This window comes from Janthinobacterium longum, from assembly GCF_051380735.1.
Taxonomy (GTDB): domain Bacteria; phylum Pseudomonadota; class Gammaproteobacteria; order Burkholderiales; family Burkholderiaceae_D; genus Janthinobacterium.
Genome location: NZ_JBNYXQ010000001.1, coordinates 1355493 through 1372825, shown reverse-complemented (window position 1 = coordinate 1372825; position 17333 = coordinate 1355493). Strand labels below are relative to the sequence as shown.

Annotated in this window: 16 protein-coding genes; 5 read left to right on the top strand and 11 right to left on the bottom strand. The window is 61.0% G+C overall.

The genetic code is table 11. From position 1 onward, the window contains the following. Positions 1–110: 110 nt before the first annotated feature. From ACQ4WM_RS06195 to ACQ4WM_RS06165, 7 genes are all read right to left on the bottom strand, one after another. Entirely contained in the window at positions 111–488 is a 378-nt protein-coding gene (locus tag ACQ4WM_RS06195) for a flagellar protein FlaG (RefSeq protein WP_436545801.1), read from the bottom strand. 93 nt (positions 489–581) lie between these two features. After that, the gene (locus tag ACQ4WM_RS06190) at positions 582–2033 is read right to left on the bottom strand and encodes a flagellin (RefSeq protein ID WP_436545800.1); all 1452 of its coding nucleotides are present in this window, start codon (positions 2031–2033) and stop codon (positions 582–584) included. A gap of 330 nt (positions 2034–2363) precedes the next feature. After that, positions 2364–3815 (bottom strand): flagellin, encoded by a 1452-nt coding sequence (locus ACQ4WM_RS06185; RefSeq protein WP_436545799.1) that lies wholly within the window; start codon positions 3813–3815, stop codon positions 2364–2366. A 299-nt stretch (positions 3816–4114) separates the two neighbouring features. Next, on the bottom strand, positions 4115–5743 hold the full coding sequence (locus tag ACQ4WM_RS06180) for a GGDEF domain-containing protein (RefSeq protein WP_436545798.1): 1629 nt from the start codon (positions 5741–5743) through the stop codon (positions 4115–4117). Between the two features lie 119 nt (positions 5744–5862). Then, a complete protein-coding gene (locus tag ACQ4WM_RS06175) occupies positions 5863–6510 on the bottom strand; it encodes a response regulator (RefSeq protein ID WP_436545797.1) in 648 nt (215 codons plus the stop codon). A gap of 28 nt (positions 6511–6538) precedes the next feature. Continuing rightward, positions 6539–8035 carry a sensor histidine kinase gene (locus ACQ4WM_RS06170; RefSeq protein WP_436545796.1) on the bottom strand — a complete coding sequence of 499 codons (1497 nt, stop codon included), beginning with the start codon at positions 8033–8035 and terminating at the stop codon, positions 6539–6541. 19 nt (positions 8036–8054) lie between these two features. After that, positions 8055–8648 (bottom strand): hypothetical protein, encoded by a 594-nt coding sequence (locus tag ACQ4WM_RS06165; RefSeq protein ID WP_436545795.1) that lies wholly within the window; start codon positions 8646–8648, stop codon positions 8055–8057. Between the two features lie 87 nt (positions 8649–8735). On the opposite strand from ACQ4WM_RS06165, the gene greB reads away from it, so the two are divergent. Both greB and ACQ4WM_RS06155 read left to right on the top strand, forming a co-directional pair. Continuing rightward, positions 8736–9302 carry a transcription elongation factor GreB gene (greB, locus tag ACQ4WM_RS06160; RefSeq protein ID WP_436545794.1) on the top strand — a complete coding sequence of 189 codons (567 nt, stop codon included), beginning with the start codon at positions 8736–8738 and terminating at the stop codon, positions 9300–9302. A gap of 70 nt (positions 9303–9372) precedes the next feature. Next, the gene (locus ACQ4WM_RS06155) at positions 9373–10017 is read left to right on the top strand and encodes a transposase (RefSeq protein ID WP_436545793.1); all 645 of its coding nucleotides are present in this window, start codon (positions 9373–9375) and stop codon (positions 10015–10017) included. A 61-nt stretch (positions 10018–10078) separates the two neighbouring features. Here the strand turns inward: ACQ4WM_RS06155 and ACQ4WM_RS06150 are convergent, their stop codons facing one another. The 4 genes from ACQ4WM_RS06150 to ACQ4WM_RS06135 all read right to left on the bottom strand — a co-directional run bounded on the left by ACQ4WM_RS06150 (position 10079) and on the right by ACQ4WM_RS06135 (position 14335). Further along, positions 10079–12337, bottom strand: a complete 2259-nt coding sequence (locus tag ACQ4WM_RS06150) for a RelA/SpoT family protein (protein WP_436545792.1) — start codon at positions 12335–12337, stop codon at positions 10079–10081. Positions 12338–12418: 81 nt separating this feature from the next. Further along, positions 12419–12622: a DNA-directed RNA polymerase subunit omega gene (gene rpoZ / locus ACQ4WM_RS06145; protein ID WP_010400723.1), complete on the bottom strand. Its 204-nt coding sequence runs from the start codon at positions 12620–12622 to the stop codon at positions 12419–12421. A gap of 68 nt (positions 12623–12690) precedes the next feature. Further along, the gene (gene gmk / locus ACQ4WM_RS06140; protein ID WP_436545791.1) at positions 12691–13329 is read right to left on the bottom strand and encodes a guanylate kinase; all 639 of its coding nucleotides are present in this window, start codon (positions 13327–13329) and stop codon (positions 12691–12693) included. A 115-nt stretch (positions 13330–13444) separates the two neighbouring features. Then, entirely contained in the window at positions 13445–14335 is an 891-nt protein-coding gene (locus ACQ4WM_RS06135) for a YicC/YloC family endoribonuclease (protein WP_436545790.1), read from the bottom strand. A 327-nt stretch (positions 14336–14662) separates the two neighbouring features. Here ACQ4WM_RS06135 and rph point away from each other — a divergent pair, with 327 nt between their 5' ends. From rph to hemW, 3 genes are all read left to right on the top strand, one after another. Beyond that, the gene (gene rph, locus ACQ4WM_RS06130; protein WP_436545789.1) at positions 14663–15391 is read left to right on the top strand and encodes a ribonuclease PH; all 729 of its coding nucleotides are present in this window, start codon (positions 14663–14665) and stop codon (positions 15389–15391) included. 72 nt (positions 15392–15463) lie between these two features. Continuing rightward, positions 15464–16048: an RdgB/HAM1 family non-canonical purine NTP pyrophosphatase gene (gene rdgB, locus ACQ4WM_RS06125; RefSeq protein WP_436545788.1), complete on the top strand. Its 585-nt coding sequence runs from the start codon at positions 15464–15466 to the stop codon at positions 16046–16048. Next, positions 16045–17325, top strand: coding sequence for a radical SAM family heme chaperone HemW (gene hemW / locus ACQ4WM_RS06120; RefSeq protein WP_436545787.1), 1281 nt, complete (start codon positions 16045–16047; stop codon positions 17323–17325). Before rdgB ends, hemW begins: the two co-directional genes overlap by 4 nt. The last annotated feature ends 8 nt before the right edge of the window (positions 17326–17333 follow it).

Genomic DNA, 17333 nt, shown 5'->3' with positions numbered 1-17333 from the left:
TATGGGAATGCATGAATATACGTTGTTAACGGCATAATCCATCCATACTTTAGAGGGGTATTCGGGTGCCTGTTTGCCCTATGCCGCCCAAGCGCGGCACAGGGCGTGCTTCACGCGGTTTGCCTGATCAGCAAACCCTGTACTTTTTCCAGCGCCTTGCCGATCTCCAGCGCTTCCTTGGTAGGCATCTGGCGTATCACTTCGCGCGTCTGCTGGTCGATCACCTTGACGATGGTGCGGTCGCTGTCGGTATCGACCGAAAATTCCAGTTCGCGCGACATGAACTGCATCGCCTTGTTGATGTCGCTGACGGCCTGCCTGACGTCTTTCAGCTCGGACGGTGATTCCTCCTTGTCGCTGGCCTTGACGCCGCTGTCCGCTGGTACCGGTGTCGCCGCTGCCGGCCTTGATGCCGTGCTGCTGGCCGGCGTGAGCGCGGTGCGCTGTGTCGCTGCGGCCGCTAGGCCGCCTGTTGCCTGGATATCCATGATGCTGTCCTTTAACGGAAATTCCCCGGCGGATCAAGATGCAATATCTGGATCGGCCGGGGAGGGCTAAGCTACGGTACTACCGGGCGGAAATTAACCGCGCAGCAGGGACAGCACGCCGTTAGGCAGCGAGTTGGCCTGGGCCAGCATCGCGGTACCAGCTTGTTGCAGGATCTGGCCGCGCGTCAGCTTGGCTGTTTCCGATGCGAAGTCGGTATCCTGGATACGGCTACGGGAAGCCGACAGGTTTTCCGAAGTCGATTCCAGGTTGCTGACAGCCGTTTCAAAACGCGACTGCAAGGCACCGAAGGAAGCGCGCTGACTGTTGACACTGGCCAGCGCAGAATCGAGAATCTTCAGCGCATCGTTCGAACCCTTGACGGTCGACACGTCGATGCTCGATACCGAGTTCAGCTTGGCAGCGCCAGCGGCAACGCCATTCAGGCCTGCATTCGAGTCATTGCCAATCGAAAAACCCTTGTCGGAGTTCAACGAGACATAACCCATGCTCACTGCCGAGCCGCCGGTTGCCACCGTGGCGGCCGAGCCTGCCGTACCATCTGCAGCTCTCGAAGCGGCAGTAAAGGTCGACGTCGTGCTCTTGTTGTCGATCGTGATATTGTTGCCGGCAGCATTGGTCAGCACCAGGCCGTCTTTGGCGTCGTTTAGCGTGGCCGTCACGCCAGTCGTCGAAGCAACATCATTGAAGGCGCTGACTGCCGAGGCCAGGCCCGATGCGTTCTTCGCGCCCACCGTGAACGTCACGTTGGCGGCGGTGCCGTTGTCGGACTTGACGGCCAGCGAATAGACGCCGGCGGCATCAAACTGGACTGCTTCTTCGGTTTTGGCGGTTGCCGTCACGCCGGTATCGGCTGTTTTGCCATTGATGGTCGCTGCCAGCGTTTGCGCAGTGTCACCAGTTGCAACCGTCACCTGCGCCGTTTTCAGGCCCTGGATATCAAACGTGCCGCCTGCGTAAGCAGTAGCGGTGCTGCCAGCGAGGGTAGGAGGCGGCGCACTGGCGGATTGATTGTTGCCGTAGTTATTGGTACGGAAGTTGGCGGTGGTAGCCTGGATGGTCTGGCCAGCATTGGCGCCAACCTGGAACGAGGCCGAACCGAACGAGCCGTCCAGCAGTTTCAGGCCGTTGAATTCCGAAGTTTGCGAGATGCGGTCAGCTTCCGACAGCAGCTGGCCTACCTCGGCCTGGATCGCCTTGCGGTCGCCTGCCGAGTTGGTGGCATTGGCCGATTGTACTGACAATTCACGTACACGTTGCAGAATGTCGCCCGTCGATTGCAGCGAACCCTCGGCCGTTTGCAGCAGCGACACGCCGTCGTTGGCATTGCGTTTGGCTTGGTCGAGACCGCGGATCTGCGAGGTGAAGCGCTCGGAAATCGCCAGGCCTGCAGCATCGTCTTTTGCGCTATTGATGCGCAAACCCGAGGACAGGCGTTGCAATGAGGTTGACAGGGCCGACTGTGAAGTGCTCAGGTTGCGTTGCGCATTCAGGGACGCGGTATTGGTGTTGATTACTGAGGCCATTTTGAAACTCCTAACAATATGTTTTGGCTATATGCCTGGTACCTTGGTCCGCCCCTCCGTTCCGGGACACTCACACCGCAGTTATTATTATTAACGGAGTGCCGCGTGGAAAGTTTAGTAAAGCAAGGCTGGTATATTTTTTAATTTCACTCTCAAGTTGTTGCCAGGGCTGGCGTGTAATCGACAAATTTTCCGCAAACTTGAGGCCGTAAAAAAATTAAATGAAAGAAACTTGTTTTATTATTTTTTTATCAAAAAAATCCCCGGCGGGAATAATCCGGCCGGGGATGGGAATGCAGGTGCGCCCTGGAGACGCCTGTTTCAGTTGGATTAACGTCCTTGCAGCAGCGACAGCACGCCATTGGGCAGGGAATTGGCCTGGGCCAGCATGGCGGTGCCTGCCTGTTGCAGGATCTGGCCGCGCGTCAGCTTGGCGGTCTCTGCCGCAAAATCGGTATCCTGGATGCGCGAGCGCGAAGCCGACAGGTTTTCCGACGTCGATTGCAGGCTGGTCACCGCCGTTTCAAAGCGCGACTGCAAGGCGCCGAACGACGCGCGCTGGTTGTTGACACTGGCCAGTGCCGAATCGAGGATCTTCAGTGCATCGCTGGCGCCCTTGACAGTCGACACATCAATGCCGGAGACCGAGTTCAGCGTCGAGCCGATGGCGGTCACGGCATTGGTGCCAGTCACGCCGCCAACCGAGAAGCCCTTGTCGGAATTAAACGAAACATAGCCCATGGTGGTGGCCGTACCACCGCTGGCAGCGATCACGGCCGGTGTGCCGACGGTCCCTGCGCCATTGATGGATGCCGCCGTCACGGTATGCGCAGGATTGACGCTGCCGTTGACCAGGGTGATATTGTTGCCGGCGGAGTTGCTCAGGATTACGCCGTCGTTTGTGCTGTTGAGCTTGGCTGTTACGCCGGTCGACGCCGAGACATCATTGAAAGCGCTGACAGACGATGCCAGATTGGTCGCATTGAGCGGATTGCCGACGGTAAAGGCCACGTTGGCAGGCGTGCCATTATCGGAAGTGACGGCCAGCGAATACACGCCGCCGGCAACAAAGACTGCCGATTCATCGGTTTTTGCCGTGGCAGTGACGCCGGTTTTTTCGCTGGCGCCGTTGATATTGGTGGCCAGCGCTTGAGCCGTATCGCCACTGCCAACGGTGATGGTGGCAGTTTGCAAGCCCTGTATATCGAACGAGCCAGGCGTGTATTGCAAGCCGAGGGCGGTTGTCGGCGCCGAAGTGCCGACTTCATTGTTGCCATAATTGTTGGTGCGGAAGTTGGCGGTAGTGGCCTGTATGGTCTGGCCGGCATTGGCGCCGACCTGGAAGCTGGCCGTGCCGAACGAGCCGTCGAGCAGTTTCAGGCCGTTGAATTCCGAGGTTTGCGAAATACGGTCCGCTTCCGACAACAACTGGCCTACCTCTTGTTGAATGGCCTTGCGGTCGCCTGCCGAGTTGGTGGCATTGGCCGATTGCACGGACAGCTCACGTACACGTTGCAGAATGTCGCCCGTCGATTGCAGGGAACCTTCAGCCGTTTGCAGCAGCGACACGCCGTCGTTGGCGTTGCGGCGGGCCTGGTCGAGGCCACGAATTTGGGAGGTGAAGCGCTCGGAAATTGCCAGTCCTGCAGCGTCGTCTTTCGCGCTGTTGATGCGCAGACCGGACGACAGGCGTTGCAGGGAGGTGGAGAGTGCGGATTGCGAGGTGCTCAGATTGCGTTGCGAATTGAGCGATGCGATATTGGTGTTGATAATTGCGGCCATTTTGATGCTCCCGATGTGCGGGTTCTGGCTCTGTGCCTGCTCACCTTGGTCTGCTCCCACCTTCCGGAGCACTCAAACCGTAGTTGTAAAGATTAACGGACGCTGCTTGAAAAAGTTTAGGTCAAAAATCCAGGTTTTTTCGTGTTTTCCCTATGAAGAGGCATCAATGGCTGGCTCTCTACGGCAGCGTTTTTTGATACTTTATGGCAAAAATAAAAAAAATATAGCGGTAAAAAGAAGGGCTGGGGTCTGACCCGGCGGGTCTGACCCCGGATTTCGGCTGCATGCCAGTGTCATTTTCAGTCTGCCACCACCACACGGTTCTTGCCCGACTGCTTGGCCTGGTACATGGCGCGGTCGGCGCGCTTGACCAGTTCGGCCTGGTCTTCATTGGGCCGGCGCAGGGCGACACCGGCGGAAAAGGTGATCAGCACCTTTTCATTATCGTGCAAGAAGAAATGGCGGGTCAGTTCGCGCTGCAGCCGCGTCATGGTGGAGGACGCCGCTTCGACCGTGGTTTCCGGCAGCAGGATTAAAAATTCCTCGCCGCCGAAGCGCGCGATCACGTCCATCGAGCGCAAGGTGTCCTTGACGATCTTGACCAGGTGTTTCAGCGCTGCATCGCCCGCCAGATGGCCATAGGTATCGTTCAGGCGCTTGAAGTCGTCCAGGTCCAGCATGGCAATGCACAGCGGCGTGCCGCGCCGGTCCGAGCGCGCCGTTTCGCGTTCGAATACATCGTCCAGGCCTCTGCGGTTCAGGCTGCCCGTCAGTTGGTCTTCACGTACCAGTTCGCTCATATGCTGGAGCTTCGCTTCCAGGCTGTGGATGCGCTGTTCCGCATCCTGCACTTCCTGGCGCGCCAGCACCATCTTGTCGCGCGCAGCCAGCGCCTCGCTCTGTATCAGCCGCGTTTCGTGCAGCACCTCGTTGAGCACCTGGTTCAGGTCGGTAATATTTTCCGCCTGGCTGATCTTGTCGGAATAGCCGCCGATCTTTTCATGGAAGTCGCCGGTGCTGGCCGCCACCTGGCCCAGGCGGTCAATAAAGGTCATCATCATGTTCTTGACGGTCAGCTTGACGTCCGACAGGCTGTGCTTGAGCTGGCTTTGCTTGTAGATGACTTCCTTCAGGCTGCGCGTGGCGTCTTCCAGCGCGCGCTGGTCGAGCGGGCCGGCAATCAGGTTCTGCACCGCATCGACCTGGCCACGCAGCCAGCTGTCGTCGTCCAGCAACTGGCTGACATTGTCCAGCAGCAGCTTGAACAATCGCAGCAGCAATTCCTGCTGCTCGGCCGTATCGCCGCTTTTCAGTTCGATCTGGTAGCACAGCTGCTTCAGGCGCACGGCCGCTTCGTTCAGCGCGTCTTCCGTATGTGCCTGCTTGATGGCCGCGCCCAGCGATTCGGCTTCTTCCACCAGTGCCGGCGTGCCGGTCAGCAAGGTCGCCACCGCAAAACCCAGGGTACGGCTCAGCAACTCGCGCAGGGTGCGCGTCTGTTCGCCGTCCGGCAGTGGCGGCAATTCGATGCCGCCGCCTTTCCTGGCCTGCTTTTCCGACAGCTGCGCCAGGGTGCGCGCATAGCTGTCCCAGTCGCGCGCTTTCAGGGCGCGCTGGAAGCGGCGGCCGAAGTCGCCCAGTTCGCCGCCGGACTCGCTCATTTTGGCGGCAAACTGGCTCAGCACGTTTTCGGCGCCATTGTCGGGCGGTGTGCTGGCGGCCAGCACGGCGGCGGGGGCGGCGCTGTCAACCGGCTCGCTGATGCCGGCGATTTCGTTGTAGATGTCGCGGTAGGCGTTCGGCGTAGGCGCGATGCGGCGCGTCGCCAGGCGGCGAAACGCTTCGCGCGCAATGTCGGCGGGATTCGTGGCGGGATTCACGGCGGCCACAGGTGCGCTGGCCGGCTGGGAGGGCAATTTACTGGACATTGAGGCACGGCCTTTTTAGATATCTGCTAATTATCGCCATGATATGCGAGTTGGCAAAGCACTTATTGTGCGAGCAGCAAGGCGAAGGGCCGCCAATTCGCGCGATACCTTGCCCGCCACTACTCCACCAGCTGGTTGCGGATCGCATAATGGGTCAGCTCGGCACTGTTTTTCAGCTTCATTTTCAGCAGCAGCCGCGCGCGGTATTCGCTGACGGTCTTGGCCGACAGCTTCAGTTCTTCGGCGATGGCGCCCACCGTCTTGCCCGAGGCGATCAGCACCAGGGTCTGGTATTCGCGGTCGGACAAGGTTTCATGCAGCGCTATTTCATGGTCTTCGCCGACCGTGTTGGCCAGTTCCTGCGCCAGCGCGGCGCTGATGTATTTCAAGCCTTCGGCCACCTGGCGTATCGCCGTCACCAGCTCGCGCGGCGCGCTCTGCTTGGTCAGGTAGCCGGCCGCGCCCGCCTTGAGCGAGCGGATCGCATACTGGTCTTCCCTGTGCATCGACAGCATCAGCACCGCCAGTTCCGGTTTTTCCTTCTTGATCTGCTTGAGCACGTCGATGCCGCTGCGGTCGGGCAGCGAGATGTCGAGCAGCATCACCTGGCACTTGGACGCGCGGAAGCCCTTGATCGCATCGTGGCCGTTTTCGGCCTCGCCGGCCACGATGATGTCCCTGGTGTCGGCCAGGATCTGTTTCAGGCCCTCGCGCACGATCGCATGGTCGTCGGCGATGAATACCCGGATAATGGCTTTTTCTTTCATGACTGCGTTCGTTTCTGCATGTGTTTCTTTATGGTTCCCTGACGTCTGGCTGCCGCAGGCCATGTTGCGTGGGCGTACTGGCAGCAGCTGCTATTATCGCCTCCCGGGGCGTGGCCAGCCTGATTTTTATGGTCAGCACCGTTCCGCCACCCGCGGCGTCGGCCAGCTGCAAGGTGCCGCCAAGCGCGCTGGCGCGTTCGCTCATGCCGCGGATGCCGAACGATTGCGGCTTGGCGCGATCGAGCGGGCGCAGGCCGACGCCGTTGTCGCTGATGCACAGGCGTATATGCTGGCGCTGCTTGTCCAGCCGCACCGCCACCTTGCTGGCCCGCGCATGCTTGGCGATATTGGTCAGCGCTTCCTGGGCGATGCGAAACAGGGTGGTGGCCTGGTCCAGGCTCAGGTCGATCTCTTTGCGGTTCGAGGCAAATACGCATTCGATGCCGGCCTGGCGAGAAAATTCCCGCACTTGCCAGTCCAGCGCGGCGACCAGTCCCAGATCCAGCATGGACGGGCGCAGGTCGAGCGAAATGCGGTGCACGGCGTCGATGCTGCGGTCGACCAGGTCGTCGACATAGCCGGCCTTTTCCTGCAGCAGCGCGTCGCCTGCGGGCAGGCGGCGCGTCAGCATCGCCAGCGCCATCTTGATCGCCGTCAGGTTGCCGCCCAGGTCGTCATGCAGTTCGCGCGCCAGGCGCGTGCGTTCCTGTTCCTTGACCTTGTCGATATGCGCCGTCAGTTCTGCCAGGCGCGCACGCGACTGGCGTACCTCGATCTGTTCCAGCCGGCTTTCCGTGATATTGGTCATGATGCCCTCCCACTGCACCGTGCCATGCTCCAGCGCGCGCGGGGTCGAACGCAGGTTGATCCATTTGACGTCTTTCCACGCCTCGACCCAGATGCGTCCCTCCCAGTTCCAGCTCCACAGCGCATGCCTGGACGCCTGCATCGAGTCGCGGTACGAGGCCCGGTCTTCGGGCAAAATCAGTTGGTAGAACAACTCAGGCTGCGCATGCAGCTGTTTTGGTGACAGGCCCAGCAAGGCCTGGCAGCCATCGCTCAGGTAGGGAAAGCCGGCGCGCCCGTCGGCAGTCATGCTGAACTGGTACACCAGGCCCGGCGTATTGGAGACGATGGCATTGAAGCGCGACTGCACCTGCGCCAGTGCGGCGGCGGTCTCTTGCGGCGTGCGCAGGTCCTCGCCCAGCGCCAGGATCAGCGTGCGTCCCTGGTGTTCGGTGCGCGTCAGGCGCAGGCGCACGGCATGGATGGCCGCATCGCGCCGTTGCAGCCTGGCCTGCACGATGGCCTCGGCGCCGATGCCCTGGTCGAACACTGGCTGCCCGGCCGGCCATTGCGGCGCCAGCTGGAGCAAGGTCATCGCTTGCAGCTCGGGCAAGGCATACTGCAGACGGCCGCAAGCGCTGCGATTCGCATCGAGTACTTGCCAGCTGGCCGCGTCGAACAGATAGGCGTCGCTGGCGGCGGCCTGCAGCGCCGGCGCCAGGCGGGGGGTATCAGGCATGGCAGATTTTTTCATGGTCTCAGCGACGGGCACGCCAGAAAGCGGCGAAGCGGCGCAGCACGCGGGCCGGGCGTGAGTTGTGGCGGCCGCGCCTGCCGGCGCCCATGCGCAGCCTGCGCCACCAGGCGCGGCGCGCGCTGCCCAGCGAGTTCGACAGGCGTTTGATGCGGCGCCAGGCGCGCGTCGCTTGCAGGCTGGCGATCCAGCGATCTTTGATTTCCATAAAGCGGCCATGCCAGCTGGCAAACCACGGCAAGCTCAACAGGGTAGGGCGGGTCAGCGTGTACAGGCGCGCCACCGCTGCTGCGCCGCCCAGCTTGGCCGCAACAATTACGCCGATGCCGGAAAAGGCATGGCCGCGCGCAATCGCCAGCAGGGCCAGCAGCTTGACGGGAAACAGCAGCAAGGCCGGCAGCACGAATACCGCCAGCGCCCAGTAGGGCGGCAGGCGCTGTATCCGCGCCTCGAGCGCATGCAGCGGCGGAAACTGCGCCACCACCTGCATTGCACGCGCACCGGTGTCCCACAGCCATTCCTCGATCAGCAGGAAAATGGCAGCCAGGTAAACCAGCGGCGCGAATAGCCAGCGCCTGAAACGATAGTGTTTTCTCATCCGGCTCCAAACATATTCTCCCGATGATACGTCAAAAAAGCCCGCGCACAAGGGGTGCCGGCCAGCTGGCGGGGCTACAATAGGCAGATGAATAAAGCATTTGTAAAAGAGTCCGACAACGACGACGATGAAGAAGCCGCTGCGCTGGCGTTGGCGATTCCCGCTGGCGCCAAGAATTACATCACGCCGGCCGGCTACCAGCGCATCCGCAGCGAACTGCTGCAACTGATCGATGTCGACCGTCCGGAAGTGGTGCGCATCGTGCACTGGGCGGCCTCGAACGGCGACCGCTCGGAAAACGGCGATTATATCTACGGCAAGCGCCGCCTGCGCGAAATCGACCGCCGCATCCGTTTTCTCACCAAGCGCATGGACCTGGCCGCCATCGTCGACCCCAGCGTGCACCACGGCAACGACCAGGTTTTCTTCGGCGCCACCGTCACCTACCTGACCAGCGACGGCGAAAAGCACACCATCACCATCGTCGGCATCGACGAATTCGACCCGCTGAACGGCAAGATCAGCTGGGTCTCGCCGATGGCGCGCGCGATCACCAAGGCGCGCGAGGGCGATGTGATCGTCTTGAATACGCCGCTGGGGGCACAGGAGCTGGAGTTGCTGGAGGTGACGTATCCGGCACCGGGGGAAGGGTAGGTTGTGGTAGCGCAGAGTAGTGGGTGACAGGTGCAGCCACACTGATCATTTGGCTCGTCAGGGATTTGTCATGCCACGTACCAGGCGCCTTGTGTTACCAGGCATTCCTTTGCATATTATTCAACGCGGCGTGAACCGGCAAAGCTGTTTTATCGATGATGCAGATAGTCGGCGCTATCTCGCGTACTTGCTCAGCTATCTCGCTACCATCCCCTGCCAGTTACACGCTTACGTTTTGATGAGCAACCACATACATTTTTTACTCTCCACCCAAGAAGCAGCTCATCTGTCCCTGCTGATGAAATCGCTGAATCAGCGATATGCGCAGTACTTCAACTGGCGCCATGGTCGTAGCGGCAGCTTGTGGGAAGGGCGTTACAAATCCTGCTTGGTGCAAAGTGAGCGGTATTTGTTGACCTGCCAGCGCTATATTGAACTCAATCCGGTCAGGGCCGGAATCGCGGCGTTGCCCGGGCAATATCGCTGGTCCAGCTATCGCGGCAATTCGCAGGGTAGGCTGGATGAGTTGCTCACACCACACCCTGTGTATCTGAGTCTTGGCGCTACGCTGACTGAACGGCAAAAGACCTATCAGTCGCTATTTCAGGAGAATTTGACAGAGCAGAGCGTGGCTCAGTTGCGGTCTGCAATCCATGCGGAGTTTGCCGTAGGGGATCAGGAGTTTTTGCGGCGCGTCGCTAAAATAAGTCGGTAGCCTGCAGCAGAAATCCGGGGTCAGACCCGTCGGGTCTGACCCCAGGTCTTTGCCAACAATATTAGTGACGTTCGCGCAGGATGCGGTTCACGCCTGCGACCCGGCGCACATTGCGCAGCAGGGCGGCCAGGTGGACGCGGTCCTTGACCTGCACGGTAAAGCGCAGCTGGTCAAGCACGTTGTCCTTGTCTTCGTCCATGCCCACGTAGATGATGTTGGCGTCGGACTCGCCGATCTCGGCGGCCACGCGCGCCAGGATGCCGCGTTCGCTGTTGATCAGCACCTTGATGCGGCAGTCGAAACGGCGGTTCAGTTCGGTTCCCCAGCGCACCGCGATCCAGCGGTCCGGTTCCTTGATGCGCTGGCGCTTGGCCTGGGTGCAGTCGCTGGTGTGTACCAGCAGCCCCTGGTCGCGGCGCAGCTGGCCGATGATGTGGTCGCCCGGGATCGGCAAACAGCATGGTGCCAGTTGCACCGAGACGCCTTCGCTGCCGCAGATGGTGACCGGGTCGAGTTCGCTGCCGCTGTTGTGTTCGACCGGCATGCTGGCCGCTTCGCCGCCGATCAGGCCAAAGATGTGGCGCGCCACCAGCGTGGCCATGCGCTTGCCGATGCCGATGTCGGCATACAGTTCGTCGAGCGAATTGGCGCTCGATTCGTTCAGCAGGCGTTCGACCAGCGGCGCTGGCAGGTCGGCGTCGATGTTCAGGGTCAGCAAAGCCTGCGACATCAGTTGCTGGCCCAGCGAAACCGATTCGGGCAGATTGATCGTGCGCAGGTGGTGGCGAATCGCCGAACGGGCCTTGCCGGTACGCACGAACGACAGCCAGGTCGGGCTCGGGCGCGACGAGGAATCGGTGATGATCTCGACGATGTCGCCATTGTGCAGCTCGGTGCGCAGCGGCGAAGTTTCGTTGTTGATTTTCACGGCCACCGTCTGGTCGCCAATGCCGGTGTGGATCGAATAGGCGAAGTCGATGGCGGTGGCGCCGCGCGGCAGGGCGATGATCTTCGACTTCGGTGTAAACACATAGACCGAATCGGGGAACAGGTCGACCTTGACGTGTTCCAGGAACTCGGCCGAGTCGCCCGTCTGCTGCTGGATGTCGAGCAGCGACTGCAGCCATGCATGGGTGCGCTGCTGCAGGTCGGACGGGTTCGATTCGCCGCTCTTGTACAGCCAGTGCGCCGCCACGCCGGACTCGGCAGTGCGATGCATTTCCTGGGTGCGGATCTGGAATTCCACCGGCGTGCCATACGGGCCGATGACGGTCGTGTGCAACGACTGGTAGCCGTTCAGCTTGCGGATCGCAATGTAATCCTTGAATTTGCCCGGCATCGGCTTGTACAGGCTGTGCAGGGTACCCAGGGTGACATAGCAGTCGGCAAAGTTGTTGACCACCACGCGAAAGCCATATACGTCAAGCACCTGCGAGAACGACAGGTGCTTGCTGCGCATTTTTTTATAGATGTCGTGCAGCGACTTTTCACGGCCCGTCACTTCGGCGTCGATCTCGGCCATGGACATCGTGCTCTTTACCGCTTCGAGGATCTTGTTGACCACTTCGCGCCGGTTGCCGCGCGCTGCCTTGACGGCTTTCGCCAGGGTGCGGTAGCGCATCGGGTGCAGATGCGAGAACGACAGATCCTGCAATTCGCGGAAGATATTGTTCAGGCCCAGGCGGTGCGCGATCGGCACATACACTTCCATGGTCTCGCTGGCGATACGGGCTTTTTTCGCCGCCGTCATGAAGTCCAGGGTGCGCATATTGTGCAGGCGGTCGGCCAGCTTGATCAGAATCACGCGCACGTCGGAGGCCATGGCCAGCAGCATCTTGCGGAAGTTCTCCGCCTGGGCTTCGATCTGGCTCTGGAACTCAATTTTTTCCAGCTTCGACAAGCCGTCGACCAAATGCGCTACAGGCGCGCCGAAGCGCTCGATCAGTTCGTCTTTCTTGACGTCCTGGTCTTCCATCACATCGTGCAGCAGGGCGGCCATGATGGCTTGCGCGTCGAGCTTCCAGTCGGCACAGATTTCGGCCACGGCGATCGGGTGCGAGATATACGGTTCACCCGAGCGGCGCATCTGGCCCAGGTGCATTTCGTCGGAGAAGCGGTAGGCTTCCTTGACCTTTTTCAGGTCGACAGGGGAAAGGTATTCGGCCAGCTTGTCCATCAGGTGGCTGACGGACGCCACGCCAGCCACCGGCGGTGCTGGCGTGCCTGCGCCTGACGCATTGGCGACCTGCGGTTTTGCCGCCTGGCGCGGGGCCAGGGGCGGCGGTGGTGCTGAAGTCGTGTCGGCTGGGGTCAGACTCATAAAACGTCGCGTTACTTCACAGTGTGAATAAAGGAAAAATCAGAACCAGGAATCAGCACTGTCTCGTCACGCGCACTCCACTTACATCGGCACCTTTTTCAGCATTTCGATGCCGACTTTGCCTGCGGCGATCTCGCGCAGTGCGACGACGGTAGGCTTGTCCTTGGCTTCGACTTTAGGCGTGTGGCCTTGCAGCAACTGGCGTGCACGATAGGTCGCTGCCAGGGTCAGCTGGAAACGGTTAGGGATTTGTTTCAGGCAATCTTCAATGGTAATACGGGCCATGGTAACTCCTAATGATTGGTGCGTGGCGCTGTGTGAACTGTGGCGCACGATGAAAGAGCGAGATTAACTTACTCTGCGTGCAAACCCAGTTGGGCGAAAAGCGAGGCGTTGCGGGCCGCTTGTTGCGCAAACCGGCAACGGGCCGCTCTCACGATCGCGCTCAGTTCGGACAAAGCGACCGTAAACTCTTCATTGATAATAACATATTCGAACTCTGGCGCGTGGGCGATTTCGCCGCCGGCCGCCAGCAGGCGGCGCGTAATCACGTGCGGTTCGTCCTGGCCGCGCTTGTTCAGGCGCTCTTCGAGCGCATCGATCGATGGCGGCAGGATGAAAATGCCGGCTGCGCGCGGAAACTGCTTGCGCACCTGGCGCGCGCCCTGCCAGTCGATTTCCAGCAAGATATCGGTGCCGGCCGCCATCTGCTGCTCGACCATGATGCGCGAGGTGCCATAGTAATTGCCGTGTACTTCGGCCCATTCCAGGAACTCGCCCTTGTCGGCGCGCGCGATAAAGTCTTCCGCGCTGGTGAAATAGTATTCACGGCCGTGCTCTTCACCGGGGCGCGGGGCGCGCGTGGTGGTCGAGATCGACAGCTTGATGGCCGGTTCCTGCGCCAGCAGCGCGTTGACCAGGGTCGATTTGCCGGCGCCCGATGGCGCGGCGACCACGAACAGGCTGCCGGAGAAGGCGTTAGGGTGGGTCATGCGTATTTTTCCATGGCGTGTGAGGGTTGCGCCGCGCTTGCGCGGGCGGCGCACTATCGGCTATTTTACCAACAGGCAAGGCGCGCGGCCAGTCCCATGGCCGGCTTGTGGCTTGCTATTCCAGGTTCTGCACCTGTTCGCGCATCTGTTCGATCAGCAGTTTCAGGTCCATCGAGGCGTCGGCCAGTTCCTTGACCGAGGCTTTGGCGCCCAGTGTATTGGCTTCGCGGTTCAGTTCCTGCATCATGAAGTCCAGGCGCTTGCCCACCTGGCCGCCTTTGACCAGGATATGGCGCGTTTCATTCAGGTGCGCCGACAGGCGCGCCAGTTCTTCCGACACGTCGATGCGGATGCCGTACAAAATGACTTCCTGGCGGATGCGTTCCATCGCGTCCTGGCGCGACAGAGCCGAATTCGACCCCTGGCTGGCCAGGCCCAGCGCGTCCTGCATGCGCTCGATGGCTTTTTGCTGGAAGGCGGCGACTACTTGCGGAATCAATGGGGTGATGCGCTTGACGATGGCTTCCATCGCTTCGATGCGCGCGATCAGCACCGCTTCGAGCGCCGCGCCTTCGCGCTTGCGGCTGTCGACAAAGGCGGCGATGGTGCGTTTCGTCAGCGCGCCCACATCCGCCTGCAAGGACTCTTGCCCCACTTGCGCTTCTTCGATCACGCCAGGCCAGCGCAGCAGTTCCGCCACCGACATGACGGGCGCCGACACGAAATGCTGGCCCACTTCCGACTGCAATCGGGCCAGTTCGGCCAGCAGCGGCAGGTTCAGTGCCTGCGTGCCGGCGGTGGCGGCCTTGCGGCCAAAGCTCAGGCGAACTTCGACCTTGCCGCGCGTGATGGCCGACATGACGGCGGCGCGCAGGTCCGGTTCGAGCGTGCGCAAATCATCGTTGATACGAAATTGCAGATCGAGAAAGCGTGAATTGACGCTCTTGATTTCAATCGTCAGCGTGCCTGCAGCCCCTTCGCTGGTGGCAACCGCGTAGCCTGTCATGCTTGAAATGCTCAAAGGATTCCCCGATTTGGTCTTGTATACAGTCACTTATACACTTAATCAGCCAGCGCAGGCAAGACCGCCCGCGCCCAGAAAACAGGGCCACCGTCATGGGGTGGCCTGTTTTTTGCTCATGAAATGGCTCATGGTGCAGAATAGTGTGCGTTTTACGGCATTGTAAAGAAATTTGCCTGGCGTGGGGCAGGATTGTTGTACACGTGTGCATGTTGCTTTTCAGTCAGTTTGTCCTTGAGGTCATCGCTATCTGGCGCGCTGGTGCGCGGTGTTAAAATCGCTGCCGCATTCCAACCCTACAGGACTCCCCACATGACATTTGACACCCGCCCGAGCGGCCGCGCCGTCGACGCGCTGCGCACCATCCGCATCACCCGCCAGTACACCAAGCATGCCGAAGGCTCGGTACTGATCGAGTGCGGTGACACCAAGGTCATCTGCACCGCCAGCATCGAAGACAAGGTGCCGGGTTTCCTGAAGGGCAAGGGCCAAGGCTGGATGACGGCCGAGTACGGCATGCTGCCCCGCTCGACGCACACGCGCATGGACCGCGAAGCGGCGCGCGGCAAGCAGTCGGGCCGCACCCAGGAAATCCAGCGCCTGATCGGTCGCTCGCTGCGCGCCGCATTCGATTTGCAAGCGTTCGGCGAGCGTACCTTGCATCTCGATTGCGACGTGATCCAGGCCGACGGCGGCACGCGCACGGCTTCGATCACCGGCGCCATGGTGGCGGCCTACGATGCGTTTGCGCAGTTGCAGGCACGCGGCGCGATCACCGCGATTCCCGTGAAAAGCTTTGTCGCTGCTATTTCGGTCGGTGTCTACCAGGGCATGCCGGTGCTGGACCTCGATTATGTCGAAGACTCGAACTGCGATACCGACATGAACGTGGTGATGACCGAGGCTGGCCATTTCATCGAAGTGCAGGGCACGGCCGAAGGCGCAGCGTTCGACCGCGCCGGAATGAACCGCCTGCTGGACCTGGCGCAGGGTGGCATTGCCGAGCTGGTCAAGCTGCAAAAGCAGGCGCTGGGGCTGTAAGCTGATCCTTGCCGGCGAGGTGGGCAGGGCGCAAAAGGTTTACAATGCCGGCACTTCAACCGGACTACTGACATGACCCAACGCCTCATCCTCGCCTCCAATAACGCCGGCAAGCTCAAGGAATTCAACGAGCTGCTCTCGACCATCGGCTTTGCCGTGCATGCCCAAGGCGAGTACGGCGTGCCAGAGGCCGATGAGCCGTTCCACACCTTTGTTGAAAACGCGCTGCAAAAAGCCCGCCATGCTGCGCGCCTGACGGGCTTGCCCGCGCTGGCCGACGATTCCGGCGTGTGCGTCAATGCACTCGGTGGCGCGCCTGGCGTATATTCGGCGCGTTATGCGGGCGAACCAAAGTCGGACGCGGCCAACAGCGCCAAACTGATCGCGGACCTGGAGCCGCATGCCGACAAGTCGGCTTATTACTATTGCGTGCTGGTGTACGTACGCCACGCCGACGATCCGCAGCCGGTGATCGCCGACGCGCGCTGGCATGGCGAAATGATCGCCACGCCACGCGGTGCGGGCGGCTTCGGCTACGATCCGCATTTTTATATCCCGGCCCTGGGCAAGTGCGCGGCCGAGCTGACGGCCGACGAAAAGAATGCGCTGTCGCACCGCGGCCAGGCGCTGCGCGTATTGGTCGAGAAACTGCGATGATACCCATCAAGGTTGCGGGCAGCATTGCCCGGCCAGGCAGCAAGCCCGGCAACACCCCGGCGCCGCAGGACGGCATTTCCGGCGCCGCCGGTGCGGCCCTGCGCTATCTGCAGCCAGGCGCCCTGAACCTGACGGCGCTGCCGCCGCTGTCGCTGTACATCCATTTTCCGTGGTGCGTAAAAAAATGCCCGTATTGCGACTTCAATTCGCATGAGGTAAAGCAGGAGCAAGGCTTTCCGGAAGACGACTACCTGACGGCGCTGCGGCTGGACCTGGAAATGGCGTTGCCCTTGATCTGGGGTCGCAAGATCCACACCATCTTTATCGGTGGCGGCACACCCAGCCTGATGTCGGCGGCCGGGCTGGACCGGCTGATGTCGGACGTGCGCACTTTGCTGCCGCTCGAACCCGACTGCGAAATCACCATGGAAGCGAATCCGGGAACGTTCGAGACGGAAAAATTCAAGTCCTACCGTGCCAGCGGCGTCAATCGCCTGTCGGTCGGCATCCAGAGTTTCAATCGCCGTCACCTGCAATCGCTGGGACGCATCCATGACGACGACGAGGCGCGCCGTGCGGTGGAGATCGCGCACGCGCATTTCGACAATTTCAATCTCGACCTGATGTACGCGCTGCCGTCGCAGACACTGGCCGAAGCGCAGGCGGACCTGGAAACGGCGCTGTCGTTCGCGCCGCCGCACCTGTCGCTGTACCATCTGACGCTGGAACCGAACACCCTGTTTGCGAAATATCCGCCGGCGCTGCCCGACGACGACGAAAGCGCCGATATCGCCGACATGGTGGCCGCGCGTGCCGCGCAGGCGGGCTATGGCCGCTATGAGGTGTCGGCCTATGCCCAGCCGGGTCGCCAGGCACGCCACAACCGCAATTACTGGGAGTTCGGCGATTACCTGGGCATCGGCGCCGGCGCCCACAGCAAGATCTCGTTCCCGCACCGCGTGCTGCGCCAGGCCCGCTACAAGCAGCCGCGCGCCTATATGGACGCGGTGCGGGTCGGTAGTCCGGTGCAGGAAGAGCGTGAACTGGCGCGCGAGGAAATGGGTTTCGAGTTCATGCTCAATACCCTGCGCCTGACAGGCGGCTTTTCACCGAATCTGTTTGCCGAGCGCACCGGTGTGGCGCTGAACGCCATCGAGCAGCCGCTCAATGTGGCCGAAGCGAAGGGCCTGCTGTACCGCGATCACCAGATCATCAGGCCGACAGAGCTGGGCCTGAGCTTCCTGAACGACCTGCAGCAGATGTTCCTGGAAGGCTGACCGCAGCA